This is a genomic window from Ancylobacter sp. GW821-FHT10E12 (assembly GCF_058809335.1).
The window spans coordinates 1-22,526 of record NZ_JBXASN010000018.1 but is presented as its reverse complement, the minus strand read 5'-3'; the positions used below and the strand labels follow the sequence as shown (position 1 = coordinate 22,526).

Sequence of the window (22,526 nt, the reverse complement as noted above, 5' to 3'; positions counted from 1 at the left end):
CGGCTCCCGAGGGACCTTTCCGGTCCGGTGGAGACGCTTTGCTGCCGGATCGGCCGCGCCGCTGGGCGGCGGATGGCCGGTCCGGTGCCCCGCTCGCGGGGCGAAAGCTCTGATCCCAGTCTATTCAGGCTCGATATATAAGGCTTTTGTTGACGTCATGAATGCCGCGAGATTGCGGCACCGGCCTGCAAAAAAAGATGATCTCGCCGGTTGAGGACGGATCGTCGCGTTCCGCGGCCTGCGTCGATACAGGCAAGATCGGCACCAGAGCGAGCCCCGGCCGCACCGTCAGGTGCCGCCGGAGACCCGACTTTCGTCTCACGCGCCGAGGGCGGGCACGATCTTCTGGCACTCGGCCACCAGTTCCTTCACCGAGGCGACCGACTTGTCGAGCATCGCCTGCTCGCCGGCATCGAGCGAGATCTCGACGATGCGCTCGACGCCGCCGGCGCCGATGATCACCGGCACGCCGAGATAGAGGTCGCTGAGGCCGTATTCGCCCGACAGGAAGGCGGCGGCCGGCAGCAGCCGCTTCTTGTCGCGCAGGTAGGAAGTCGCCATCTCGATGGCCGAGGCGGCCGGGGCGTAGAAGGCCGAGCCGGTCTTGAGCAGGTTGACGATCTCGCCGCCGCCCTTGCGGGTGCGGTCGACGATGGCGTCGACCTTCGCCTGGGTAGTCCAGCCCATCTTGACGAGGTCCGGCAGCGGGATGCCGGCGACGCCGGAATAGCGCACCAGCGGCACCATGTCGTCGCCATGGCCGCCGAGCACGAAGGCGGTGACGTCTTCCACCGAGACCTTGAACTCGTCGGCGAGGAAGTAGCGGAAGCGCGCCGAATCCAGCACGCCGGCCATGCCGACGACCTTGTGGGTCGGCAGGCCGGAGGCCTTCTGCAGCGCCCATACCATGGCGTCGAGCGGATTGGTGATGCAGATCACGAAGGCGTCGGGGGCGTGCTCGGCAATGCCGGCGCCGACCTGCTGCATGACCTTCAGGTTGATGTCGAGGAGATCGGAACGGCTCATGCCCGGCTTGCGCGGCACGCCGGCGGTGACGATGATCACGTCGGCCCCGGCAATGCCCTCATAGCCGCTGGTGCCGGCATAGGCGGCGTCGAAGCCGAGCACCGGGGTGGCTTCGGCGATGTCGAGGCTTTTGCCCTGCGGAACGCCATCGACGACATCGAACAGCACGATGTCGCCAAGTTCCTTGAGACCCGCGAGAAGGGCGAGCGTGCCGCCGATCTGGCCGGCCCCGATCAGTGCAATCTTTGCTCGAGCCATGAGATTTCCTGACATTCCGTGGGAATAGGGCGGCGATCTGCCGCGCGGGCTTCCGATAACGCTTCTCGCCGGACGGTTCAAGCGAGGATGGCCGATAGTGTAAACATTGCAGTCTACGACTTTACGACGATGATCGTGGCATATGGCATGCTGAATACCTGAGATATGTTTCGTCGGCGAAGCGTCAGGCCCGGCGGCATCTGGATCCGGCGGGGCGACACGCGCGGTCCCGCGCCTGCCCGGCCGGCGAGGGGACGGTCAGCGGCGGCGCTCCAGCAATTCCTCCATCAGCTCGATCTGGATCGACTGTATCTTGGCGAGCCGCTCCCACTGCTGGTTCAGCATGTGGTCGATCTTCTCGTGCAGGTGGCGGATTTCCAGCTCCGCCTTGAGGTTGACCCGGTAGTCGTTCTCCGAGCGCAGCCGGTCCTTCGCCTCCTGCCGCTTCTGGCTCATCATGATCACCGGCGCCTGCAGGGCGGCGATGCAGGACAGCACCAGGTTGAGCAGGATGAACGGGTAGGGATCGAACGCCCCGGTCCGCAGGAACCAGGCGTTGATCATCATCCACACCACCAGCAGCACCATGAAGCTGATGATGAAGGTCCAGCTGCCGCCGAAGCTGGCGATGAGGTCGGCGCAGCGCTCGCCGAAGGTGCGCTTCTCGTCCAGCTCCTCCTCGACATTCTCGGCGAGGGTCTCGTTGCGGGCGAGGCTGCTTATGACGTCGCGCTCGATGTCGGAGAGGTCGCCGCGCTCGGCGGTCAGTGCCTCGGCGACGAGGTTGGCCCGCTCGGCGGCCAGCGCGCCGTGCGAGATCCAGGCATCGTCGGCGATGTCGGGATGGGCGGCGCGGATATGGGCGGCGAGCGAGGGGCGCAGCGTGCCGAGCCGCACGCCGGTGCGGTCCGAGACGACGGCGCCGGTCAGCGCACAGACGTGCTGGTGCGGGGTATGGGCAGGCGGCTGGCTCTTCATGCACGCACTCCCTGCGATCCGCCGCGTCTTGTGCGCCGATCGCGCTCAGGTCTCCACCAGGCCGGTGGTGTCGCCGCTGGCATGCGAATCGCCGCGCCCGTGCGGGCGGGCGAGATAGTCCATCGAGCGCATCTCGTGCAGGCGCGAGACGGTGCGGGCCCATTCGAACGCTTCGGCGCCCTGGGTGCCGAGATAGAGGCCGTCCGGCTCGGCGGCGGCGGAGGCCAGCACCTTGACGCCCTTGTCGTAGAGCTCGTCGATGAGGGTGATGAAGCGCTTGGCCTCGTTGCGCCGGTCCTGGTCCAGCACCGGGACGTGCTCGATCAGGAGGGTGTGATAGGCGCGGGCGAGGCGCAGATAGTCCGAGGCGCCGAGCGGGGCCTCGCACAGGTCGGCGAAGGAGAAGCGCGCCGCGCCGCCGCCGGCCTTCGGCACCCGGATGGTGCGGCCGCCCGAGACCACCGAGGCCGGCGCGCCGCCATCGGCGCCGGCGATGCGGCGCCAGACCTTGTCGATCTCGCGGTCGACCTCGGCCGGGGTGCCGTGCACGCCGGGCACGTACCAGGTGCGCACGCCGTCGAGCTTCTCCATGCGGTAGTCGGTGGGGGAATCGATGCGCACCACGTCCATGTGCTCTTCGATCATCTTGATGAAGGGCAGGAACAGCGCGCGGTTGAGGCCGCCCTCGTAGAGGTTCTCCGGCGCCACGTTGGAGGTGGCGACGATGACGACGCCGCAGGCGAACAGCTTCTCGAACAGCCGGCCGAGGATCATCGCGTCGGTGATGTCGGTGACGTGGAACTCGTCGAAGCACAGCAGCCACGCCTCCTCCGCCAGCGCCTTGGCGACGGTGGCGATGGGGTCGGCCTCCTTGAGCGTGCCCGCCTTCATGTCGCCGCGCACCTTGAAGATGCGGGCGTGCACGTCGGCCATGAACTCGTGGAAATGCACCCGCCGCTTGCGCTTGCGCACCGCGACGCATTCGTAGAACAGGTCGACCAGCATGGTCTTGCCGCGGCCGACCGAGCCGTGGATGTAGAGCCCGCGCGGCGGCGGCTGCTGGATGTCGCGCTTGGCGAACAGCCAGCCCAGCGCCGAGGACTTGCGGGCGAGGCGCCGCGTGGCGATGCGCTGCTCGAGCTGGGCGAGGGCCGCCACCACCTTGGCCTGGCCGGCATCGGGGGCGATGTCGCCGGCGGCCATGCGGGCGACATAGCGCGCCGCAAGCACCGACCCGCCCGCTTCTGCCGCAACCTCCATCTGGCCGAACTCCTCAGATTGTGCCGTGCACAACTAGCGAGCGCCGGCCCGTGCAGCAAGCCGCCGCCGCATCCTATAGGACGAAGGTTCGGGATATTTCGTGCGCACGCGCAATCATCCATGCGTCTTTCGTAGGAATATCGGGACAATTCGCAAGGTGGCGCCGCTGCCGGGGGCTCTGGCGCCGAATGCGCAACCTTACCGACTTGACCGGGCCGGTGGCGGCTCCACTATGCGCTCGGACGGCGGGTGCCCTGACGGCTCCCGCGGCGGCGTCGCGCCTGTGCCTGAGGCGGTGCATCGCCACCTCCGGCTCGCGCGACCTGCATGCGAGCCATGCAGGGCTGTCGGTTGTGTCATGCTGCGGTGCGCATATTTATGTGGCACCGCAACAAGGCGGTGGAAGCCCAATGCCCGATGCACCGATGATCGATACATCTTCCGTCACGAACACCGCAGGCGACGTGCGGACTGCCCGCACGGACCCCGCCGAGGGCGTGATCCGCAAGATCGTGCCCGCCGAGCGGCAGGCGTTTCTCGACCATCTGCTGCGCCTCGATCCGCTGAGCCGCTTCATGCGCTTCGGCGGCGTGGTGTCCGACGCCGCGCTCGCCCGCCACAGCATCCGGGCGATGGACGGGCGCAACACGCTGGTCGGCTATTTCGTCGACGGCGAGCTGCGCGCCGCCGCCGAGCTGCATCCGCTGCCGCGCAAGGCCGGCAAGCCGGCGGGCGCCGAGGCCGCCTTCAGCGTCGAGCGCGACTGGCAGGGCAAGGGCATCGGCTCGGCGCTGATGCGCCATCTGGTGCTGCTGGCGCAGAATCGCGGCATCCAGGACCTCGAAGTGATGTTCCTGCCCAATAACGGGCGGATGAAGGCCATCGCGCTGCACCACGCCGCCGATTTCTCCTTCGACGAGACCGAGATGATCGGCCATATGCGGGCGCCGCGCGCCACGCCGTTCTCGTGGATGCGCGAGATGCTGGGCGACGTCTTCGCGGTGTTCTCCTCGGCCTACGAGCTGCAGGACCGGCTGCTGCCGAAGCCGGAGCGCGGCAATTGAGGCCGACGGCGCACACGCCGTCGCCCCGACATCGCCCCGATATCGCTGTCGCCTTCCTCCTCCGCCGGCTCGCATCGGCCCCGGCGTGACGAACACGCTTTGACGAACCCCGCTTGACCAGGTGGTCTTGAAGCGCTCGCCTTGAATCGCTCGCCTTGACTTGGCCGCGTTCGGGCGTGAGACAGGTCCCTCCTTCAGGTCCGTCTCATCGAATCCGTCCGTGTTCATGGCCCCCTATCGTCGCCTTGCCCCTGACGTCGCGACCGGCGCGCTGCGTGCCGTCCTGGCGGCGCTGTTCTTCGTGCTGCTCGTGGCCGGCGGCGTCGCCCATGCGCAGGGAACGCCCGACGCCAAGGGGGTGCACGACCGGCTGGAGGGGCAGCGGGCCATCGTCGACAGCGTCGAGGCCGGCCTCGGCCGCGACGGCCTGCGCTCGCAGGACCTCGACGAATTGCGCTCCCGCCTCGACCCGGTGCGCACCGCCCTGACCGGGGCGCTCGCCGTGCTCGACCCGTTGCTGGCGGATGTAAACCACCGCATCCAGGAGATCGGCCCGAAGCCGGCGGCCGACGCGCCGCCGGAGAGCCCCTCCATCACCTCCGACCGCGACGACCTGATCGCCCGCGCCGCCGAGATCGACGGCATCACCAAGCAGGTGCGGCTGCTGAACTCGCGCGCCGACCAGATGTCGGACCGCATCATCAGCCGCCGTCGCGCGCTGTTCACCGACACGCTGCTGGCGCGCTCCTATTCGATTCTCGATCCCGAGCTGTGGACCTCGACCGTCAGCGCCATGGCGATGGAGGCGCGCGGCGTGCGTTACCTGCTCGGCGACTGGCAGGTCTATGCCGACGGCCGCATGGCGCTGTGGGGACAGATCGCGCTGGCGATCGGCGTCGGCCTGATCATCGCCCTGACCGTCTGCCTGCGCCGGCTGCTGCGGCGGCCGCTGGAGCGGATGCGGATGGAAAGCGACGGCGAGCCGATGCCGCGGCTGCGCGCCTGCTCCGCCTCGGTGCTCACCGGCGTCATCGCCATTTTCCCGCCGATCCTCGCCGCCCTTGCCGCCCTGGCGCTGCTCGACGGCTTCGACGTGCTGCCGCCGCGCATCGTCGAGGTGGGGCAGGGCGTCGTGCTCGCGGTGGCGATCTTCGCCGTCGGGCGCGGCATGCTGCTGGCCTCGCTGGCCCCGGACGAACCGCAGCGGCGGGTGGTGCCGCTGAACGACGGCATCGCCCGGCTGCTCTACCGCAACCTGTCGATCGGCGTGTGGGCGCTGTCGGCCGCCGCCTTCCTCAACAATCTGCACCGCGCGCTGGTGATGCCGGTGGCGCTGACCGTCTCCAACAATGCGCTGCTGGCGCTGGCGCTGGCGCTGCTGGCGATCGTGACCCTCCGGGCGCTTGCCGGCGACGGCGCGGACGACGACGAGGAGACGGAGGCCGCCCCGGCCCCGGCACCGGCTGTTGCTGCGGCTACTGCGGCGGCGGGCAGGGCAGAGCCGGAAACCACGCTGACGGAGGCCGGCTTCGCGGCGCTGCAATGGAGCCGGTTCCCGTTCTGGATCCTCAACTTCGTCGTGCTCGGCGCGCTTCTCGCCGGCTATGTCAGCCTGGCGAGCTTCCTCGCCACGCGCGCCTTCCTGGCCGTGGTGTTCTCGCTCACCGTCTATATCGCCATCGCGCTGGTGAACGCCTTCTTCGTCGACGGCATGGCGCATCGCCACCGCGTGCGCGCCGCCGCCCGCACCCTCGGCGTGCGCCCGGCGAGCCTCGAACTCATCGGCGTGCTGGTTGCCGGCGTGCTGAAGGTGGTGGTCGTGCTGCTGGCGGTGATCGTCGTCATCGGCACCTGGGGCACCTCCACCGCCGACATGCGGGATTTCGCCAGCCGCATCACCTTCGGCTTCACCATCGGCACCTCGACGGTGACGGTAGGCGACATCCTCTACGCCATCCTGTTCCTGGTGGTCGGCATCGTCGTCGCCCGCGCCATCCAGCGCTGGTTCTCGGTGGCGATCCTGCCGCGCACCGCCTTCGATCCCGGCCTGCAGAACTCCATCGCCACCATTATCGGCTATGTGGTCTCCATCGCGGTGATCGCCGTGGCGGCGGGGCAGATCGGGCTCAACCTGCAGAATTTCGCGCTGGTGGCCGGCGCGCTCTCGGTCGGCATCGGCTTCGGCCTGCAGTCGATCGTGTCGAATTTCGTCTCCGGCCTGATCCTGCTCGCCGAGCGGCCGATCCGGGTCGGCGACACCATCTCGGTGAAGGGCGAGGAAGGCTATGTCCGGCGCATCTCGGTGCGCGCCACCGAGATCGAGACCTTCGACCGCGCGGCGGTGCTGATCCCCAATTCCGACCTCATCACCGGGCTGGTCAAGAACTACACCCACGCCAACACCACCGGCCGCGTCATCCTGCAGATCAACGTCGCCTACGATGCCGACGCCGAGGAGGTGCGCGACCTGCTGATCGGCGTCGCCTGCGACCATCCGCAGGTGCTGCGCTCGCCGCCGCCGCGGGTGTTCCTGGTGAAGTTCGGCGACAGCTACCTGCAATTCGAGCTGCGCTGCGTGGTCGCCAATGTCGACTATGCGCTGACGGTGAAGAGCGACCTGCATTTCGCCGTGCTCGACCGCATGAAGGCGGCGCGCATCGGCATCCCCTTCACGCCGTGGAGCATCTACCGCGGCGGTTCGCTCGAGGCGAAGGATGCGGCCACCGGCGAGGACGGCTGACCCGATCCCGGCTTGCACCCCGTCCCGCCCGGCCTCGCCTCGCGCGGTGACTGGTCTCGCGGGGCGCCCGACCGTCCTGCGGCGGCGGCTGTTTCTTCTTCCGAAAGTTCTCTGCTCCAAAGTCTTCCGCTCCCGATTCTCCGCTCCAGATTCTCCGCTCCAGTTCTCCTGCCCGTGAGGCGACCATGCCGGCTCCTTCGATCTCGCGCTTCGCCGCCGCGGCGCTGCTGCTGCCGCTCGCTCTGGCCGGCTGCGCCGCGCCGCCGCCGCTGGCGACCGACCCGACCTTCTATGCCGACCTCTCCAAGGGCGGCCAGCTCGACCCGGAGGCCGCCGCCTCGCTGGTGAGCGACTATCGGCGCGGTCGCGGCCTGCCGGCGGTCAGCGTCGATCCGGTGCTGACGCAGGTGGCCTTGCAGCAGGCGCGGGCGATGGCGGTGGCCGACGAGCTCTCGCATTCGGTGGGCGGGCGCAGCTTCGCCGCCCGGCTGAAGGCGGCGGGATGGACCGGGCTGACGGCGGTGGAGAATGTCGGCGCCGGCTACCACACGCTGGCGGAGGCGTTTTCCGGCTGGCGGGATTCGCCCTCGCACAACAAGAACATGCTGACGCCGGGCGCGACCCGGATCGGCATCGCGGCGGTGACGGCGCCGAAGAGCCGCTACCGCGTCTACTGGGCGATGGTTCTGGGCACGCCGGACCCGAAGCTGGAAGCCGCGGCCGTCGCGGCGGCGCAGGGGGCTCAGCCGGCCCCGGCGGCGCCGGGCGCGACGACCGTGACGTTCGGCGGGGCGCCACTGCCGGGGCAGTGAGCGCACCTGGCGGAGATGCCTCCTGCGTCCTTCGAGGCCCGGCTGCGCCGGGCACCTCAGGATGACGGGGGTTGTATCGGCAGTTGGAAGTCCCCTTCGTCATGCTGAGGAGCGGGGCAAGGCCCCGCGTCTCGAAGCACGCAGGGCCGGCCTACCACGCATGCAGGCCGACGTCGTGTCCGGCTCCGACTTTCAGCGCCGCCGCCCTCAGCGCCGCAGCGTCGCCGGGGCGAGCGGGTTGTCGGTGAGCGCCGTGCCGTCCGGCTGGTCCGGGCCCGGCAGGCCCATGAAGGCGTCGAACAGCCGGCGGATCACCGCCGGCTCGACATCGCGCACGATCATCACGAGGCGGGTGCGCCGGTCCTCGTCCGGCCAGCCCGCGAGCTGGCTCGGCGGATGCAGCACCTGCTGCACCGCATGCAGCACCAGCGGGTGCTCCGGGTCCTCGGCGAGCTTCACGATGCCCTTGAGGCGCAGGAGCTTGTCGCCGTGCATGCCGCGCACCAGCTCCAGGAACATGTCGAGCGCCGCCGCCGGCACCGCCGCCTCGGTGGCGACGGTGAAGGCGCGGATGCGGTCGTCATGCCGGTTGGCGTCGTGCCGGTGCCCGCGCTGCGCCGCCTCCGCCGCGTCGATCGCTTCGGCCCGCAGCCAGTTGGCCACGTCGGGGATCTTCGCCGCCGGATTGTAGAGCCCGGCATCGAGCAGCGCCGCCGGTGTCGCCTCGCCCTTCGCCGCGTCGAGGCGCACCGCGCCGGGGGCGAGGGCGTCGAGCCGCTCATTGAGGGCGCGGAAGCCGGCTTCGCGCTCCGGTGTATCCAGGAGATCGGTCTTGGTGAGCACGATGCGGTCGGCGATCGCCGCCTGCCGCACCGCTTCCGGGTGGGCGTCCAGCGTCGCGAGGCCGTTCACCGCGTCGATCACGCTCACCACCCCGTCGAGGCGGAAGCGCAGGACGAGATAGGGGTGCATCATCAGCACGTGCAGGATCGGCGCCGGGTCGGCGAGGCCGGTGGTCTCGATCATCACCCGCCGGAACGGCGGGATGGCGCCGTTATCCATGCGGCGCAGCAGATGCTCCAGCCCCTCGACCAGGTCGCCGCGCACCGTGCAGCACAGGCAGCCGGAGGCGAGCAGCACGGTGGAATCGTCGAAATGCTGCACCAGCAGATGGTCGAGCCCGATCTCGCCGAACTCGTTGATCAGCACGGCGGTGTCGGTGAGGCCGGGATCGGACAGCAGCCGGTTGAGCAGCGTGGTCTTGCCGGCGCCCAGGAAGCCGGTGAGCAGCGTGACCGGTATCGGCTCCGGCGGCCGTCGCGGCTGGTCGTTCATGATGTGCTCCGCCCGGCCTATTGCGGCGCCGGGACGGGATTGGGCATCGGCACCGGGGCATAGATGATGGTCGGCTGCGCCGCCGACGGGGCCGCCGGCTTCTTGGCGGCGGGCTTGGCGGCCGGCTTAGCCGTGGGCTTGGCCGCCGAGGCGGTGGTGCCGGCCGGTTTCGCGGCGGGCTTGGCCGCAGGTTTGGCGGTCGCCGGCTTCGGCGCGGCGGCCGGGTCGGCGGGATCGGTCGCGGTGGCAGGATCGGCGGAGGCGGTCGCTGACGCACCCGCCGGCGGCTTGGCCGCGGGTTTCGCGGGCTTGGCCGGGGAGACGGGAATGGCGACCTGCTTGGCGCCGATGATCTTCTTGTCCTTGGCCGGGGCCTTCTTCTCCGGCGGCGGCGGATAGGCGGCGGCAAGCGCCTCGGCGCTGGGATAGGGGCCGACGAACACCTCGACCGGCGTCATCGAGGGCGGCAGCTTCTGCAGCAGGCTGGCGCCGGTCACCTTGTCGCCGAGGCCGGCCATGCCGGCGGCGACGAAGCCGGTCGGCGCCGGGCCGCTGTCGTCGTCGGCCTCCGAGGCGGTGTTCTTGCGCTTGCCGCCGCAGACCTGCGCCCGCATGTCGGCGGGCGGCCCGCCCTCGTTGCGCAGCGAATCCAGCGTCGGGGCGACGGCGCCGAAGATCTGCCAGGAATGGTTGAAGCCCTTCTCCAGCAGCAGCGCCGCCTGCTCGGTGCGGTCCTTGCCGGAATTGGTGCCGAGCACCACCGCGATCAGCCGCTTGTCGCCGCGATGGGCGCTCGCCACCAGGTTGAAGCCGGAGGCGCAGATGAAGCCGGTCTTCATGCCGTCGGCGCCGGGATAGCGGTCGATCAGCTTGTTGTAGCTGCGGATCACCGCCGGGCCGATCTTCATCGCCGGGATGCGAAACATCTCATCGTATTCGGGATATTCCAGCAGCAGGGCGCGGGCGAGCACGGCGAGGTCGCGCGCGGTGGTGACGTTGTCGGGATCGGGCAGGCCGTTCGGATTGGCGAAATGCGAGCCGGTCATGCCGAGCTCGCGGGCGGCCTGGTTCATCTCCCCGACGAAGGCCGGCACCGAGCCGCCAACGCCCTCGGCGAGGACGACGGCGATGTCGTTGGCCGACTTCACCAGCATCATCTTCAGCGCGTTGTCGACGGTGACCTGCGTGCCCGGCACGAAGCCCATCTTGGAGGGCTGCTGCGAGGCGGCATTCGCCGAGACGGTGATGAGGGTCTGCGGCGTCAGCCGGCCGGCGCGCAGGGCCTGGAAGGTGACATAGGCGGTCATCAGCTTGGTGATCGAGGCCGGATACCACGGCTTGGTGGCCTCCTCGGCCAGCAGCACCTTGCCGCTCTCGACCTCGACCACCAGCGAGGGCGTCGCCTGCGCCGCCGAGGAGGCGACCCACGGCGCCAGCGCGGCCAGGATGCCGGCAAGCGCGAGCGACGGGATGCGGGTGCGGCGGGAGAAGAGGTTCAACACGCGGCGCGATCCGTTTTGCTGGCGAGGAAAGGTCCGAAGCGCCCTTCCATACCCCGTCCGTCGTCCGGGATCAAAAGGCGCGGGCGCGGCGGCGGGCGGGAAGCGGCATCCTGCCGGTGCGAAACGGCGGGAATCGGGCAGTCGCGGCCTGCAGGGTCACGCTTTGCGGCCGCCATGCAATCTTCATCGCCGCTGCGTTAATATCGAGGAAATGACCGATTCGATCCGCCGTCTTCACGAGGCCGTGAGCGCGACGCGCAGGGGACATCTTCCCTCGCCGCGCACGGCCAAGCTGTTCGCCCGCGGGCGCTCCTTCATCGCCAAGAAAGTGGCGGAGGAAGCGGTGGAGGTGGCGCTGGACGGCGCGGTCGGCGATGCGCCGGGCGTGGTGCGCGAGAGCGCCGACCTTCTCTACAACCTGGTAGTGCTCTGGGTCGATCTCGGCATCGCGCCCGAGGACGTGTGGGCGGAGATGCGCCGGCGCGAGCAGATGCTGGGCATGGCCGAGAAGCTGCCCAAGCCGGGCAAGCGGGCAAAGGCGGGCGGATGGGGCGACGCCGACCAATTGCCGCTGCGCAACCGTGACAGCGCCGGCCATTCCGGCTATCCGGTGCTCTCCGACATCGTCGCGGCGCATGCCGGCGATGCGGGCGAGGATGCGACGGCCGACGCCGCGCCGGGCGCCGCCGCGCTCGCCGGCCCGCCGCCGGCACCACGCCCGCGCCGCCGGCCGGGCTGAGGCGAGGTCCCCGTTCCCAGGCCGGCCCCGAGCGGAGCCGCGCCGGTGCTGCCGGAGCCCGCATGCTGCGCCGCCTCTATCAATGGGTCATCGATCTGGCCGAGCGTCCCTCGGCGACCTGGATGCTTGCCGGCGTCTCGGCGGCGGAAAGCTCGTTCTTCCCGGTGCCGCCCGACATCATGCTGGTGCCGATGTGCGTCGCCCGCCCGGACAAGGCGTGGTGGTATGCCTTCGTGTGCACGCTGGCCTCGGTGCTGGGCGGCCTGGTCGGCTATGCGATCGGCCTGCTGCTCTACGACACCGTCGGCCTGTTCCTGATCCAGCTCTACGGCTATGGCGGCAAGGTCGACGCCTTCGCCAAGGCCTATGCCGAATACGGGCACTGGATCATCCTGATCAAGGGGCTGACGCCGATCCCCTACAAGGTGGTGACCATCACCTCCGGCTTCGCGCATTACAGCCTGTTCTGGTTCGTCGTGCTGTCGGTGATCACCCGCGGGATGCGGTTCTTCCTGGTGGCGGGCCTGCTGTACTGGATCGGGCCGTCGGCGCGCAGCTTCATCGAGGAGCGGCTGGGCCTCGTTACCGCCATCGCCGCCGTGGTGATCGTCGCCGGCTTCATCGGGGCGATCTACCTGTTCTGAGGACGAGGCTTCGGGGCGGTGCTTCGGGGTGGTGCCTGGGGGGCGATGCTTTTGGGGCGGACGTGCTGCGTCCTTCGAGGCCCGGCGGTGCCGGGCGCCTCAGGATGACGAGGGCGGAAAGAGCCGGCCGCCACATGGCAACCCCGTCATGCTGAGGAGCGGGGCACGGCCCCGCGTCTCGAAGCATGCACCCGCCTGTCCGCTTCGCCGCGTCTTCACTGCCCGCCGCGCTGGCGGCAGAGGCCTGGCTCACTGCCCGCCGCGCTGGCGGCGGGAGTGGACGCGGCTTTCCAGCACCGTCTTGGCGAACAGGGTGACGATGGCGAGGAAGGCCAGCAGCGAGGCGACCGCGAAGGACGCCTGGAACTGGTACTCGTTGTAGAGGATCTCGACCTGCAGCGGGATGGTGTTGGTCTCGCCGCGCACATGGCCCGACACCACCGAGACGGCGCCGAACTCGCCCATGGCGCGGGCATTGCACAGCAGGATGCCGTAGAGCAGCGCCCATTTGATGTTGGGCAGGGTGACGCGGGAGAACACCCGCCAGCCCGAGGCGCCGAGCGTCACCGCCGCCTCCTCCTCGCTGGTGCCCTGCTCCTGCATCAGCGGGATCAGCTCGCGCGCCACGAAGGGGAAGGTGACGAAGATGGTGGCGAGCGCGATACCCGGCCAGGCGAAGATGATCTTCCAGCCGTTCTCGATCAGCCACGGGCCGAAATAGCCCTGGGCGCCGAACAGCAGCACGAAGACGAGGCCGGCCACCACCGGCGACACCGAGAAGGGCAGGTCGATCAGGGTGATGAGGAAGCTCTTGCCGGGGAAGCTGAACTTGGTGATCGCCCAGGCCATGACGAGACCCATCACTGTATTGGCGGTGATCGAGATGGCGGAGACGATCAGCGTCAGCTCGATGGCGGCGAGCGCGTCGGGCTCGACCAGGGCGGTGGCATAGGCCTCCCAGCCCTTCGCGAAGGCCTGGGCGAAGACGTTGATCAGCGGCAGCACGATGAACACGCCGATGAACAGCGTCGCCACCGCGATGACGGTCCACCGGACCGCCGGCGTCTCGCTGCGGACCGGTTCCGGCCTCATCCGAGCCTCCCGGTGCGGGTCTGCGACCAGCGCTGCAGGCCGTTGATGACGAAGAGCAGCGCGAAGGAGGCCACCAGCATGGTGGCGGCGATGGTGGTGGCGTCGGCGTAGCGGAACTCCTCGAGCCGGATGACGATGAGGAGCGGGGCGATTTCCGACACGTTGGGCAGGTTGCCGGCGATGAAGATCACCGAGCCGTACTCGCCGACCGCGCGGGCGAAGGCGAGGGCGAAGCCGGTGAGGAAGGCCGGCAGCACGGTGGGCAGCACCACCCGGCGTATCGTGGTGAAGCGGCTGGCGCCGAGCGTGGCGGCGGCCTCCTCCAACTCATGGTCGAGGTCCTCCAGCACCGGCTGCACCGTGCGCACCACGAAGGGCAGGCCGATGAAGATGAGCGCCACCAGGATGCCGAGCGGGGTGAAGGACACCTTGACGCCGAACGGCACCAGCAGCGAGCCGAGCCAGCCGTTCTCGGCATAGAGCGTGGTCAGCGCGATGCCGGCCACCGCGGTGGGGAGGGCGAAGGGGATGTCGACCAGCGCGTCGAGCAGCCGCCGGCCGGGAAAATCGTAGCGCACCAGCGCCCAGACCACGACGGCACCGAGCACCAGATTGACCGCGGCGGCGATCAGCGACAGGCCGAAGGAGATCTTCAGCGCGTTCAGCGTGCGGGTGGCGGAGAGGATGGCGAAGATGCGCTGCGGCGTCAGCTCCGCCGTCTTCAGGAACAGCCCGGCGAGCGGGATGAGGACGATGAGCGAGAGCCACAGGATGGTCAGCCCCATCGTCAGGCCGAATCCCGGAATCACGCCGCGCTGGCGCGCCGCTGCCGTCGCTGTACTCGCTACTGTGTCCGTCACGTATCCGCTCCCCGCGGCGGGCATCATAAGAGCAACGCCGGGCCTTGAGAAAGGTCCGGCGTGAAGCTTTCGATGGAAGGGGCGGCGAGGCGGGTCGCGGCCCGCCCGCCGGAGGGCTCAGTTGGCGTAGATCTGGTCGAAGACGCCGCCATCGTCGAAATGCGTCTTCTGCGCCTTGCGCCAGCCGCCGAACTGCGGATCGTCGATGGTGACGAGGTCGACCTTCGGGAACACCTTGGCGTATTGCGCGGCGATTTCCGGGTCGCGCGGGCGGTAGAAATTCTCCGCGGCGAGCTTCTGGCCTTCCTTGCTGTAGAGGAGCTTCAGGTAGCTCTCGGCGGTCGCGCGGGTGCCCTTGCGGTCCACCACCTTGTCGACCACCGTGACCGGCGGCTCGGCGAGGATGGAGAGCGAGGGCACGACGATGTCGAACTTGTCGTCGCCGAATTCCTTCTTCGACAGGAAGGCCTCGTTCTCCCAGGCCAGCAGCACGTCGCCGACGCCGCGCTCGGTGAAGGTGACGGTGGAGCCGCGCGCGCCGGTATCGAGCACCGGCACGTTCTTGAACAGCGAGGCGAGATAGGCCTTCGCCTTGTCCTCGGAGCCGTATTTCTTCAGCGCATAGGCCCAGCCGGCGAGGTAGTTCCAGCGGGCGCCGCCGGAGGTCTTCGGATTGGGGGTGATGACCTGCACGCCCGGCTTCACCAGGTCGTCCCAGTCCTTGATGCCCTTCGGGTTGCCCTTGCGCACCAGGAACACGATGGTCGAGGTGTAGGGCGAGGAATTGTCGGGCAGGCGCGCCTGCCAGTCCTTGGCGAGGAAGCCCTTGTCGGAGATGGCGTCGATGTCATAGGCGAGCGCCAGCGTCACCACGTCGGCCTCCAGCCCGTCGATCACCGAGCGGGCCTGCTTGCCGGAGCCGCCATGCGACTGCTTGATCTCGACGGTCTTGCCGCTCTCGGCCTTCAGCTTCTCGGCAAAGAGCTTGTTGAACTGCGCGTAGAACTCGCGTGTCGGGTCGTAGGACACGTTGAGCAGGGTGATGTCGGCGGCGCGGACCGGAGCCGGCGCGGCGAGCGGGGCGATCAGTGCAGCGACGACGCCGGCCGCCGCGAGATGTTTGAAGCGCAAGGACATGGTCGTTCTCTCCCAACGGCGCCGGATGGCCGTTTCTGCAACTCCAGGGAGCGTTCCACGAGAGCTGGAACCGGTCAACTATAAAAATACAGAAAATATAGAAAATTAGAAACAAAAACGGCGCACCCCTGTAATTAGGGCGCGCCGTCGAGTTTCGCCTGGCCTTGCGTGGGAACGAAGGCCGTCGCGGGAGGAACTCAGTGAGAGGAAACCAGGGTGTGGATGCCGCACTCGGTCTTGGCGCGGCCGCGCCAGCGACCGGCGCGCTGGTCCTCGCCCGGCGCGACGCGGCTGGTGCAGGGCAGGCAGCCGACCGAGGGGAAACCCTTGGCCGCCAGCGGATGCGCCGGCAGGTTGAAGCGCGCATGCGCGGCCTCGACGTCGGCGCGATCGAGGCTGGCGAGCGGGTTGAACTTCAGCCGCGCGCCGTCGCGCTCGGCGACGGGGATGGCGACGCGGGCGCCGCCCTGGTAGCGCTTGCGCCCGTTCAACCAGCCGCAGAAGCCGGACAGCGACCTCGCCAGCGGCTCGACCTTGCGGATGCGGCAGCAGGCATCGGGGTCCGAATACCACAGGTCGTTGCCGGGATCCTGCAAGGACAGCCGGTCGGCATCCGGGTGGATCGAGCGGATATCGGTGAGGCCGAGCTGGGCCTGGAGCGTGTCGCGATAGGCCAGCGTCTCCTCGAACAGCCAGCCGGTATCGAGGAACACCACCGGGATGTCGCGGTCGACCTGCGCCGCGAAGGCGAGCAGCACGGCGGATTCGGTGCCGAAGGACGAGACGAGGCACAGCCGGTCGCGCCCGATGATGGTCTGGGCGGCGGCGATGATCTCGGTCGGCGAGGCGCCCTCGAGGGTACGGGCGATCTCCTCCACCTCGTCGAGCGGGGCGAGGCCCTCGGCGCAGAGGGCGAAGTCGGAACGCAGGGCGGACGTCATGCGGCCTCCTCCCGCTCCCGCGTCGCCGAACGGCCCAGCCGCGCGCGCAGCAGGCTTTTGCGCCCGTCGCCGGTCGGCTGGTAGAACACGGTGTAGCTGTGAATGGCGGCGTCGAAGGCTTCGAAATCGGCGGCCTTGGACGGCACGATCTGGTCGAAGCCGGAGCGCGACATGATGAGGAACTGGTCGCGCAGCACGTTGCCGACCGCGCGCAGCGGCCCGCGCCAGCCCAGCCGCTCGCGCAGGATGCGGGCCTGGCTGTAGGCGCGCCCGTCGCGGAAGGTCGGGAAGTTGAGCGCGATCAGCGCCAGGTGCGGCAGGTAGGGCGCGATCTCGGCGACCGGCCTGTTGTTCGGCCACACGATCCCGACCGGGGTGCCGGCGGCGTGCAGCGCCTCGGCTTCCACGAGATAGCGGTCGAGGCTCAGCAGCACCGGGCGGCCTTCCGGCAGCGCCTCGTCGTCGGCGACGCGGATGAAGCGGTCGGAGGCGGGCTTGCCGTTTTCAATGAGAGGCATAGACGCGTTCCTTGAAGGGTTCGACGCCGAGGCGGGCGACGGTGTCGACGAACAGTTCCGCGGGGGAGCTGCGCAGCTCGAGATAGGAATCGACGATGTCCTCGATCAGGCCGGGAACCTGCTCGTAGGAGACGGCCGGGCCGAGCAGCGTGCCCAGCTGGGCCTGCTCGTCGGCGCGCCCGCCGAGGGTGATCTGGTAGAATTCCTGGCCGTTCTTCTCGACGCCGAGAATGCCGATATGGCCGACATGGTGGTGGCCGCAGGCATTGATGCAGCCGGAAATGTTGATGTGCAGCCGGCCGACGCCGCGGGCGCGGTCGAGATCGGCGAAGCGCTTGGAGATCTCCTGCGCCACCGGGATGGCGCGGGCATTGGCCAGCGCGCAATAATCCAGCCCCGGGCAGGCGATGATGTCGCTGACCAGGTTGATGTTCGGGGTGGAAAGCCCGGCCGCGTCCAGCTGGCGCCACAGCTCCGGCAGGTCGCGCTGCGCCACGTTGGGCAGGCAGAGATTCTGCTCGTGGCCGACGCGGATCTCGCCGAAGGCGTAGGCGTCGGCGAGGTCGGCGACGAGGTCCATCTGCTCGGCGGTGGCGTCGCCGGGCGGGCCGCCCACCGGCTTCAGCGAGATGGTGACGATGGAATAGCCGGGCGCCTTATGCCGGTGCACCGAATTGCGGTACCAGGTGGCGAAGCGCGGGTCGGCGAGCGCCGCCTTCAGCTCCGCCGGCTCGTCGGCGACCTTCTCGAAGCGGGGATAGACGAAGCGGGCGCGGATATCGTCGATGATCTCGTCGGTGAGCTTCAGCGCGCCGTCGCGGATATTGGCCCACTCGGCCTCGACCGCCTGCGAGAACGCCTCGGCGCCGATCTCGTGCACCAGGATCTTGATGCGCGCCTTGTAGATGTTGTCGCGCCGGCCGAACTGATTGTACACGCGCATGATCGCTTCGATGTAGCTGAGCAGGTGCCGCACCGGCAGGAACGGGCGGATGCTCTTGCCGACGAAGGGCGTGCGGCCGAGGCCGCCGCCGACCAGCACCTCGAAGCCGAGCTCGCCGGCTTCGTTGCGATGCAGGCGCAGGCCGACATCGTGCACCTTGGTGGCGGCACGGTCATGCGCCGCTGCGGTGATGGCGATCTTGAACTTGCGCGGCAGGTAGGTGAATTCCGGGTGGAAGGTGGAGTACTGGCGCAGGATCTCCGCCCAGATGCGGGGGTCTTCGCACTCTTCCGGCGTCGCCCCGGCCCACTGGTCGGTGGTGACGTTGCGGATGCAATTGCCCGAGGTCTGGATGCCGTGCACGCCGACCTCGGCGAGATCAGCCATGGCCTGCGGCAGGTCCTCCAGCTTGATCCAGTTGAACTGGATGTTCTGGCGGGTGGTGAAATGGCCGTAGCCGCGGTCATAGACGCGGGCGACATGCGCCATGCGGCGCAGCTGGTCCGACGACAGCGTGCCATAGGGGATGGCGACGCGCAGCATATAGGCGTGAAGCTGGAGATAGACGCCGTTCATCAGCCGCAGCGGCTTGAACTCGTCCTCGGTCAGCGCGCCCGACAGGCGGCGCTCGACCTGGTCGCGGAAATCGGCGACCCGTTCGGCGAGGAAGGCGCGGTCGAATTCGTCGTAGACGTACATGATGCTCGTTTCGGTCGAAAGACGCGGCTCAGGCCGCAGGCAGCTCGAAGGTGGGCAGCTCGAAAGTGGGGCCCGCGACGCGGATGCGCTCGCGCAGATTGCCGGGAAGCACGGCGCCGTCCTCGGCGATCACCACCGGGGCGACATAGGCGCCGACGGCATCGGTATCGCGCTTGTGGGCGGCCTCCAGCAGTGCGATCGCCTCCGGCGCGGTGGTGACGATCGCGGCGTCGGCAAGCTGCGTCGACCAGTCGGCACGGGCGGTGCGCCACACCACGGCGCCGTCGGTGAGACGGTTGGCGGTGACGGCGACGGGCCCGTTGACCTTCAATTTCTGCTGCTGCGGCGCGGCCATTTCCGGCAATTCCCTGTATTTAGTGCGTAGCCACTACATAACACGAATTTAGAACGTGCAAAATTAATTAATGCACATGCGACGTGTGTGTTATTAGTATTTTACAGATTTTGTGGACTATTAAGCCTGGATCCACATGGGCAGGCCCTCGTCGTCGCGCTCGGGCACCGGCGGGAAGCCGATGGCGGTGCCGCCGGCGATGCGCCGGGCCGTCCAGGCGGCGGCGCAGGCGTCGATAAGGTCATCCTCGCCGACGTGCAAGGCGCGGGCGCGGGCCGGTGAGAGCACCGCCTCGCCGAAGCCTTGCGCCTCAAGCAGTCGCCGCCGCAGCGCGAGGCCCGGCTTGTGCGGAGCGTGCCTCACCTTCTTGGCGATATCGAGCGGGTGCTCGCCGTTCATCGCCCAGAAGCTAACCTCCGGGTGGCATTCATGGATGCGCCGGGCGAGGGCGGGATGCCCGCGCAGCAGGCGGTCGATCTCGACGATCTTCGGGAAGATGTGGAAGGCCTGCCTGGCGATGGCTCGCGGCGGATCCGAGGTTGCGCGGGCGACAGTGCAGGCATGCCGATAGCGCTGGTCTTCGGCGACGGCTTCATCCAGCGCGGCATGGACGGCGGCGCGGGAGGGGATCGAGAACACGCTCGACTGCCGCCCGCCCAGCCTGGGGCGCACCAGCCGCTCCGGCGCGCGACCCTTCGGCCCGACCGACCCCGGCAGGCCGATCGGCATGTCGACGGCGACGATCGCGGGCGGGTGCGGCCGGTCGAACAGCTCGTCGAGCCGGGTCAGGCGCTCGGCGGTCATCGCGCCGCCGGGCTCGATGAGGACGGCGACCCAGCCGCCGGATCCATCGGGAAGGCGGCGGCAGCCGTCGACGCCGGCGACGCGAATCGGTTCCACGTTCAGATGATGTTCAATTCGGCATGCGGGCGGCCGGCGAGGATGCGCTCATAGCCGAACACGCCGAGGTCGAGCGAGAGGGAGCGGCCATGCACGATCCATTCGGCGATGGCGCGGCCGGCGGCGGGCGCCTGCTGCAGGCCGTGGCCGGAGAAGCCGTTCAGGAAAAAGAAGTTCGCCACCTCGGGGTGCGGGCCGATCACCGCATTGTGGTCGAGCAGGTTCATCTCGTAATGGCCGGCCCAGGCGCGCACCAGCTTCACCTCTTCCATCGCCGGGATGCGGAAGGCGAGGTTCGGCCAGATCTCCTGCTCGAACAGCGCCCAGTCGACCTCGAAATCGCCGTCGGCATCCGGGTCCTGGTCTTCCGGCGGCGGGGCGCCGCAAATCTGGTAGGCGCCTTCCGGGCGGATATAGAAGCCGCTGGGGTCGACCAGCAGCGGCAGGCGCGCCAGCTCGCTGCGGCAGTGCAGGACATAGACGCAGCGCTTCCGTCCCTCGACCGGCAGCGCGATGCCCGCCATGCCGGCGACGCGCCCGGCGCGCGGTCCGGCGGCGTTGACGAGGCAGCCGCAGGCGATTCGCCGCCCGTCGGCCAACGTGACGCCCGCGACGCGCCCGCCCTCGCGCGCGATCTCCACCACCTCGCCGGCGATCAGATGCGCGCCCTGCGCCCTCGCCGCCCTGCGCACGCAGCCGAGCAGCGCATGGGCGTCGAACCAGCCCTCGCCGGAGCGGCCATAGGCGCCGGCGGCCAGCCCCTCGACATTCAGCCAGGGAAAGGCGGCCTTGAGCGCGTCGGGCGCCATCAGGTCGATATCGGCGCCTTCGGCCTTCTGCACCGCGTGATTGGCAGCGAGCAGCGGCAGGCCCTGCTCGCTGGCGAGGATGAGATAGCCGCCCTCGTGCCAGGCAAGATCCGTCTCCACCCCGAACCGCTCCTTCGCCGAGCGCAGGAAGTCCAGCCCGAACAGCGACATGCGGATATTCTCGGGGATGGAGAACTGCTGGCGCAGCGAGGCGGCCGACAGCGTGGTCGAGGATTGCGCGAAGCTGGCGTCGCGCTCGATCACCGCGACCGTGCCGGTGAAGGCCGGGTCGCGCGTGAGAAAATAGGCGGTCATCGCCCCCATGATCGCGCCGCCGACGATCACGACGTCGAAGCTTTCCTCGGCTGCCATGCCCTTCACCCCGATAAAACGTTGCGCGGCGCCCGTGCCTCGCGCAAGAAAGCTGCGGAGCCGCACGAGGCGAAAAGACCTGCCGGCGCGGTTGGTTTGTCGCCGCCTGCCGGGATAGGCTCGAACCGCGACCTTGCCAACCTAGCCGAGCGAATCATGTCCCCTCCCGTCCGTCCCCGCCGCAGCGTGCTCTACATGCCCGGCGCCAATGCCCGCGCGCTCGACAAGGCGCGCAGCCTGTCCGCCGACGGCATCATCATCGATCTCGAGGACGCCGTGGCGCCCGACGCCAAGGCGCAGGCGCGCGACCAGGTGGCCGGCGCGCTGCATGAGGGCGGCTATGGTCATCGCGAGGTGGTGGTGCGGGTGAACGGTGCCGACACGCCGTGGTTCGAGGCCGACCTCGCCCGCTTCGCCGCGGCGTCGGCCGCCGGCAGCGGCCCGGATGCGCTGCTGATCCCGAAGATCGCGGCGGCCGAGACCCTGCGGGTGATCGGCGCCAAGCTCGATGCGCTGGGCGCCCCTTCCTCGCTCAAGCTGTGGGCGATGATCGAGACGCCGCAGGCGGTGCTCGATGTCGGACCGATCGCCGCCGCCGCGCGCGATCCGCTCAGCCGGCTGGCGGTGCTGGTGCTCGGCACCAACGACCTGTCGAAGGAGACCGGCGCGCGCATCCTGCCCGGCCGGGCGCCGATGCAGGCATGGCTGTCCATGTGCGTGCTGGCGGCGCGGGCGGCCGGCATCGAGGTGCTGGACGGGGTGTGGAACGATTTCCGCGATCTCGGCGGCTTGGCGCGGGAATGCCGCGAGGCGGCCGAGATGGGGTTCGACGGCAAGACGCTGATCCACCCGACGCAGCTCGCTCCCTGCAACGCCGCCTTCACCCCGCCGCCGGACGAGGTGGCGACGGCGCGGGCGTTGATCGCGATGTTCGATCTGCCGGAGAATGCCGGTACCGGCGTGCTGCAGATCGACGGGCGCATGTATGAGCGCATGCATGCCGACATTGCCCGCAGGACCGTGGCGCTGGCCGAGGCGGTCGCCGCGCGCGGCTGAACCTATTTCGACAGGAACCTATCCATGAGCGTGACGCAGACGATGAAGCTCTACCGCTATCTCACCGGGGTCGACGACGTGTCCTTCTGCAAGCGCGTCTCGGCGGCGCTGAACAAGGGCTGGCAGCTTTCCGGGAACCCGACGCTGACCTTCGATCCGCTCAAGGGCCGGGTCGTTTGCGGCCAGGCGATCGTCAAGGAAGTCGCGGGCGAATGGTCCGACGACGTGGTGCTGTCCGACCACTGAATTTGCGACCGATTTTCGACCTATCCACAGGGCTGTGGATAGGTCAGGAGGGCTAACCGATTGAAAGGTCAGCCTTTCTTCCCGAGCGACCCGCCGGAGGCCCGATCGTCGTCGCCCTGTCATTTTTTCTGAAACGACCTTGTTGACAGGTCCGGAAGCTCCCCCTATAAACCGGCCCATCGACGGGGCGCGCCGCTGACGGCGGGTTTGGCGCTCCACTGAAACCCCGACATCGGCGAG

At 69.1% G+C, this 22,526-nt stretch carries 21 protein-coding genes; 7 read left to right on the top strand and 14 right to left on the bottom strand.

The genetic code is table 11. The features are described 5' to 3' along the window. Window positions 1–318: 318 nt before the first annotated feature. The 3 genes from mdh to zapE form a co-directional block, all read right to left on the bottom strand. Window positions 319–1,284, bottom strand: a complete 966-nt coding sequence (gene mdh, locus AC1RU4_RS21275) for a malate dehydrogenase (protein ID WP_492893142.1) — start codon at window positions 1,282–1,284, stop codon at window positions 319–321. Window positions 1,285–1,542: 258 nt separating this feature from the next. Beyond that, window positions 1,543–2,262, bottom strand: a complete 720-nt coding sequence (locus AC1RU4_RS21270; RefSeq protein ID WP_492893141.1) for a DUF1003 domain-containing protein — start codon at window positions 2,260–2,262, stop codon at window positions 1,543–1,545. A 45-nt stretch (window positions 2,263–2,307) separates the two neighbouring features. After that, the gene (gene zapE, locus AC1RU4_RS21265) at window positions 2,308–3,522 is read right to left on the bottom strand and encodes a cell division protein ZapE (protein ID WP_492893140.1); all 1,215 of its coding nucleotides are present in this window, start codon (window positions 3,520–3,522) and stop codon (window positions 2,308–2,310) included. A gap of 410 nt (window positions 3,523–3,932) precedes the next feature. Here zapE and AC1RU4_RS21260 point away from each other — a divergent pair, with 410 nt between their 5' ends. From AC1RU4_RS21260 to AC1RU4_RS21250, 3 genes are all read left to right on the top strand, one after another. Further along, entirely contained in the window at window positions 3,933–4,586 is a 654-nt protein-coding gene (locus tag AC1RU4_RS21260; RefSeq protein WP_492893139.1) for a GNAT family N-acetyltransferase, read from the top strand. Between the two features lie 226 nt (window positions 4,587–4,812). Then, a complete protein-coding gene (locus AC1RU4_RS21255; RefSeq protein ID WP_492893138.1) occupies window positions 4,813–7,326 on the top strand; it encodes a DUF3772 domain-containing protein in 2,514 nt (837 codons plus the stop codon). Between the two features lie 185 nt (window positions 7,327–7,511). After that, entirely contained in the window at window positions 7,512–8,138 is a 627-nt protein-coding gene (locus AC1RU4_RS21250) for a CAP domain-containing protein (RefSeq protein ID WP_492893137.1), read from the top strand. A gap of 207 nt (window positions 8,139–8,345) precedes the next feature. On the opposite strand, the gene AC1RU4_RS21245 is transcribed toward AC1RU4_RS21250, so the two are convergent. Together AC1RU4_RS21245 and AC1RU4_RS21240 are read right to left on the bottom strand one after the other, a co-directional pair. Further along, window positions 8,346–9,473, bottom strand: coding sequence for a CobW family GTP-binding protein (locus AC1RU4_RS21245; protein WP_492893136.1), 1,128 nt, complete (start codon window positions 9,471–9,473; stop codon window positions 8,346–8,348). A gap of 17 nt (window positions 9,474–9,490) precedes the next feature. Then, window positions 9,491–10,972, bottom strand: coding sequence for a D-alanyl-D-alanine carboxypeptidase family protein (locus tag AC1RU4_RS21240; RefSeq protein WP_492893240.1), 1,482 nt, complete (start codon window positions 10,970–10,972; stop codon window positions 9,491–9,493). Window positions 10,973–11,219: 247 nt separating this feature from the next. On the opposite strand from AC1RU4_RS21240, the gene hisE reads away from it, so the two are divergent. Both hisE and AC1RU4_RS21230 read left to right on the top strand, forming a co-directional pair. Continuing rightward, the gene (hisE, locus tag AC1RU4_RS21235; RefSeq protein ID WP_492893135.1) at window positions 11,220–11,714 is read left to right on the top strand and encodes a phosphoribosyl-ATP diphosphatase; all 495 of its coding nucleotides are present in this window, start codon (window positions 11,220–11,222) and stop codon (window positions 11,712–11,714) included. 62 nt (window positions 11,715–11,776) lie between these two features. Beyond that, window positions 11,777–12,358: a YqaA family protein gene (locus tag AC1RU4_RS21230; protein WP_492893134.1), complete on the top strand. Its 582-nt coding sequence runs from the start codon at window positions 11,777–11,779 to the stop codon at window positions 12,356–12,358. Window positions 12,359–12,607: 249 nt separating this feature from the next. On the opposite strand, the gene cysW is transcribed toward AC1RU4_RS21230, so the two are convergent. From cysW to AC1RU4_RS21185, 9 genes are all read right to left on the bottom strand, one after another. Then, window positions 12,608–13,450, bottom strand: a complete 843-nt coding sequence (gene cysW / locus AC1RU4_RS21225; protein WP_492893133.1) for a sulfate ABC transporter permease subunit CysW — start codon at window positions 13,448–13,450, stop codon at window positions 12,608–12,610. Beyond that, window positions 13,447–14,235 carry a sulfate ABC transporter permease subunit CysT gene (gene cysT / locus AC1RU4_RS21220; protein WP_492893239.1) on the bottom strand — a complete coding sequence of 263 codons (789 nt, stop codon included), beginning with the start codon at window positions 14,233–14,235 and terminating at the stop codon, window positions 13,447–13,449. Before cysT ends, cysW begins: the two co-directional genes overlap by 4 nt. Window positions 14,236–14,427: 192 nt before the next feature. After that, the gene (locus AC1RU4_RS21215) at window positions 14,428–15,447 is read right to left on the bottom strand and encodes a sulfate ABC transporter substrate-binding protein (RefSeq protein ID WP_492893132.1); all 1,020 of its coding nucleotides are present in this window, start codon (window positions 15,445–15,447) and stop codon (window positions 14,428–14,430) included. A 197-nt stretch (window positions 15,448–15,644) separates the two neighbouring features. Further along, entirely contained in the window at window positions 15,645–16,388 is a 744-nt protein-coding gene (locus AC1RU4_RS21210; protein WP_492893131.1) for a phosphoadenylyl-sulfate reductase, read from the bottom strand. Then, the gene (locus AC1RU4_RS21205; protein WP_492893130.1) at window positions 16,385–16,906 is read right to left on the bottom strand and encodes a DUF934 domain-containing protein; all 522 of its coding nucleotides are present in this window, start codon (window positions 16,904–16,906) and stop codon (window positions 16,385–16,387) included. The genes AC1RU4_RS21210 and AC1RU4_RS21205 overlap by 4 nt, the downstream gene beginning before the upstream one ends. Beyond that, entirely contained in the window at window positions 16,893–18,548 is a 1,656-nt protein-coding gene (locus tag AC1RU4_RS21200; protein ID WP_492893129.1) for a nitrite/sulfite reductase, read from the bottom strand. The genes AC1RU4_RS21205 and AC1RU4_RS21200 overlap by 14 nt, the downstream gene beginning before the upstream one ends. Window positions 18,549–18,576: 28 nt before the next feature. Further along, entirely contained in the window at window positions 18,577–18,903 is a 327-nt protein-coding gene (locus tag AC1RU4_RS21195; protein ID WP_492893128.1) for a DUF2849 domain-containing protein, read from the bottom strand. Between the two features lie 120 nt (window positions 18,904–19,023). Next, window positions 19,024–19,803 (bottom strand): DUF429 domain-containing protein, encoded by a 780-nt coding sequence (locus AC1RU4_RS21190; RefSeq protein ID WP_492893127.1) that lies wholly within the window; start codon window positions 19,801–19,803, stop codon window positions 19,024–19,026. A gap of 2 nt (window positions 19,804–19,805) precedes the next feature. Next, window positions 19,806–20,984 carry an NAD(P)/FAD-dependent oxidoreductase gene (locus AC1RU4_RS21185; protein ID WP_492893126.1) on the bottom strand — a complete coding sequence of 393 codons (1,179 nt, stop codon included), beginning with the start codon at window positions 20,982–20,984 and terminating at the stop codon, window positions 19,806–19,808. Window positions 20,985–21,140: 156 nt separating this feature from the next. Here AC1RU4_RS21185 and AC1RU4_RS21180 point away from each other — a divergent pair, with 156 nt between their 5' ends. Together AC1RU4_RS21180 and AC1RU4_RS21175 are read left to right on the top strand one after the other, a co-directional pair. Continuing rightward, on the top strand, window positions 21,141–22,040 hold the full coding sequence (locus AC1RU4_RS21180; RefSeq protein ID WP_492893125.1) for an HpcH/HpaI aldolase/citrate lyase family protein: 900 nt from the start codon (window positions 21,141–21,143) through the stop codon (window positions 22,038–22,040). A 42-nt stretch (window positions 22,041–22,082) separates the two neighbouring features. Further along, window positions 22,083–22,286: a DUF1737 domain-containing protein gene (locus tag AC1RU4_RS21175; protein ID WP_492893238.1), complete on the top strand. Its 204-nt coding sequence runs from the start codon at window positions 22,083–22,085 to the stop codon at window positions 22,284–22,286. Window positions 22,287–22,526 lie beyond the last annotated feature (240 nt).

Excerpts from the sequence above, each read along its gene's own strand:
- mdh (WP_492893142.1), bottom strand. The coding sequence starts at position 1,284 with ATGGCTCGAGCAAAGATTGCACTGATCGGGGCCGGCCAGATCGGCGGC.
- AC1RU4_RS21270 (WP_492893141.1), bottom strand. The coding sequence starts at position 2,262 with ATGAAGAGCCAGCCGCCTGCCCATACCCCGCACCAGCACGTCTGTGCG.
- zapE (WP_492893140.1), bottom strand. The coding sequence starts at position 3,522 with ATGGAGGTTGCGGCAGAAGCGGGCGGGTCGGTGCTTGCGGCGCGCTAT.
- AC1RU4_RS21260 (WP_492893139.1), top strand. The coding sequence starts at position 3,933 with ATGCCCGATGCACCGATGATCGATACATCTTCCGTCACGAACACCGCA.
- AC1RU4_RS21255 (WP_492893138.1), top strand. The coding sequence starts at position 4,813 with ATGGCCCCCTATCGTCGCCTTGCCCCTGACGTCGCGACCGGCGCGCTG.
- AC1RU4_RS21250 (WP_492893137.1), top strand. The coding sequence starts at position 7,512 with ATGCCGGCTCCTTCGATCTCGCGCTTCGCCGCCGCGGCGCTGCTGCTG.
- AC1RU4_RS21245 (WP_492893136.1), bottom strand. The coding sequence starts at position 9,473 with ATGAACGACCAGCCGCGACGGCCGCCGGAGCCGATACCGGTCACGCTG.
- AC1RU4_RS21230 (WP_492893134.1), top strand. The coding sequence starts at position 11,777 with ATGCTGCGCCGCCTCTATCAATGGGTCATCGATCTGGCCGAGCGTCCC.
- cysW (WP_492893133.1), bottom strand. The coding sequence starts at position 13,450 with ATGAGGCCGGAACCGGTCCGCAGCGAGACGCCGGCGGTCCGGTGGACC.
- cysT (WP_492893239.1), bottom strand. The coding sequence starts at position 14,235 with ATGGGGCTGACCATCCTGTGGCTCTCGCTCATCGTCCTCATCCCGCTC.
- AC1RU4_RS21215 (WP_492893132.1), bottom strand. The coding sequence starts at position 15,447 with ATGTCCTTGCGCTTCAAACATCTCGCGGCGGCCGGCGTCGTCGCTGCA.
- AC1RU4_RS21210 (WP_492893131.1), bottom strand. The coding sequence starts at position 16,388 with ATGACGTCCGCCCTGCGTTCCGACTTCGCCCTCTGCGCCGAGGGCCTC.
- AC1RU4_RS21205 (WP_492893130.1), bottom strand. The coding sequence starts at position 16,906 with ATGCCTCTCATTGAAAACGGCAAGCCCGCCTCCGACCGCTTCATCCGC.
- AC1RU4_RS21200 (WP_492893129.1), bottom strand. The coding sequence starts at position 18,548 with ATGTACGTCTACGACGAATTCGACCGCGCCTTCCTCGCCGAACGGGTC.
- AC1RU4_RS21195 (WP_492893128.1), bottom strand. The coding sequence starts at position 18,903 with ATGGCCGCGCCGCAGCAGCAGAAATTGAAGGTCAACGGGCCCGTCGCC.
- AC1RU4_RS21185 (WP_492893126.1), bottom strand. The coding sequence starts at position 20,984 with ATGGCAGCCGAGGAAAGCTTCGACGTCGTGATCGTCGGCGGCGCGATC.
- AC1RU4_RS21180 (WP_492893125.1), top strand. The coding sequence starts at position 21,141 with ATGTCCCCTCCCGTCCGTCCCCGCCGCAGCGTGCTCTACATGCCCGGC.
- AC1RU4_RS21175 (WP_492893238.1), top strand. The coding sequence starts at position 22,083 with ATGAAGCTCTACCGCTATCTCACCGGGGTCGACGACGTGTCCTTCTGC.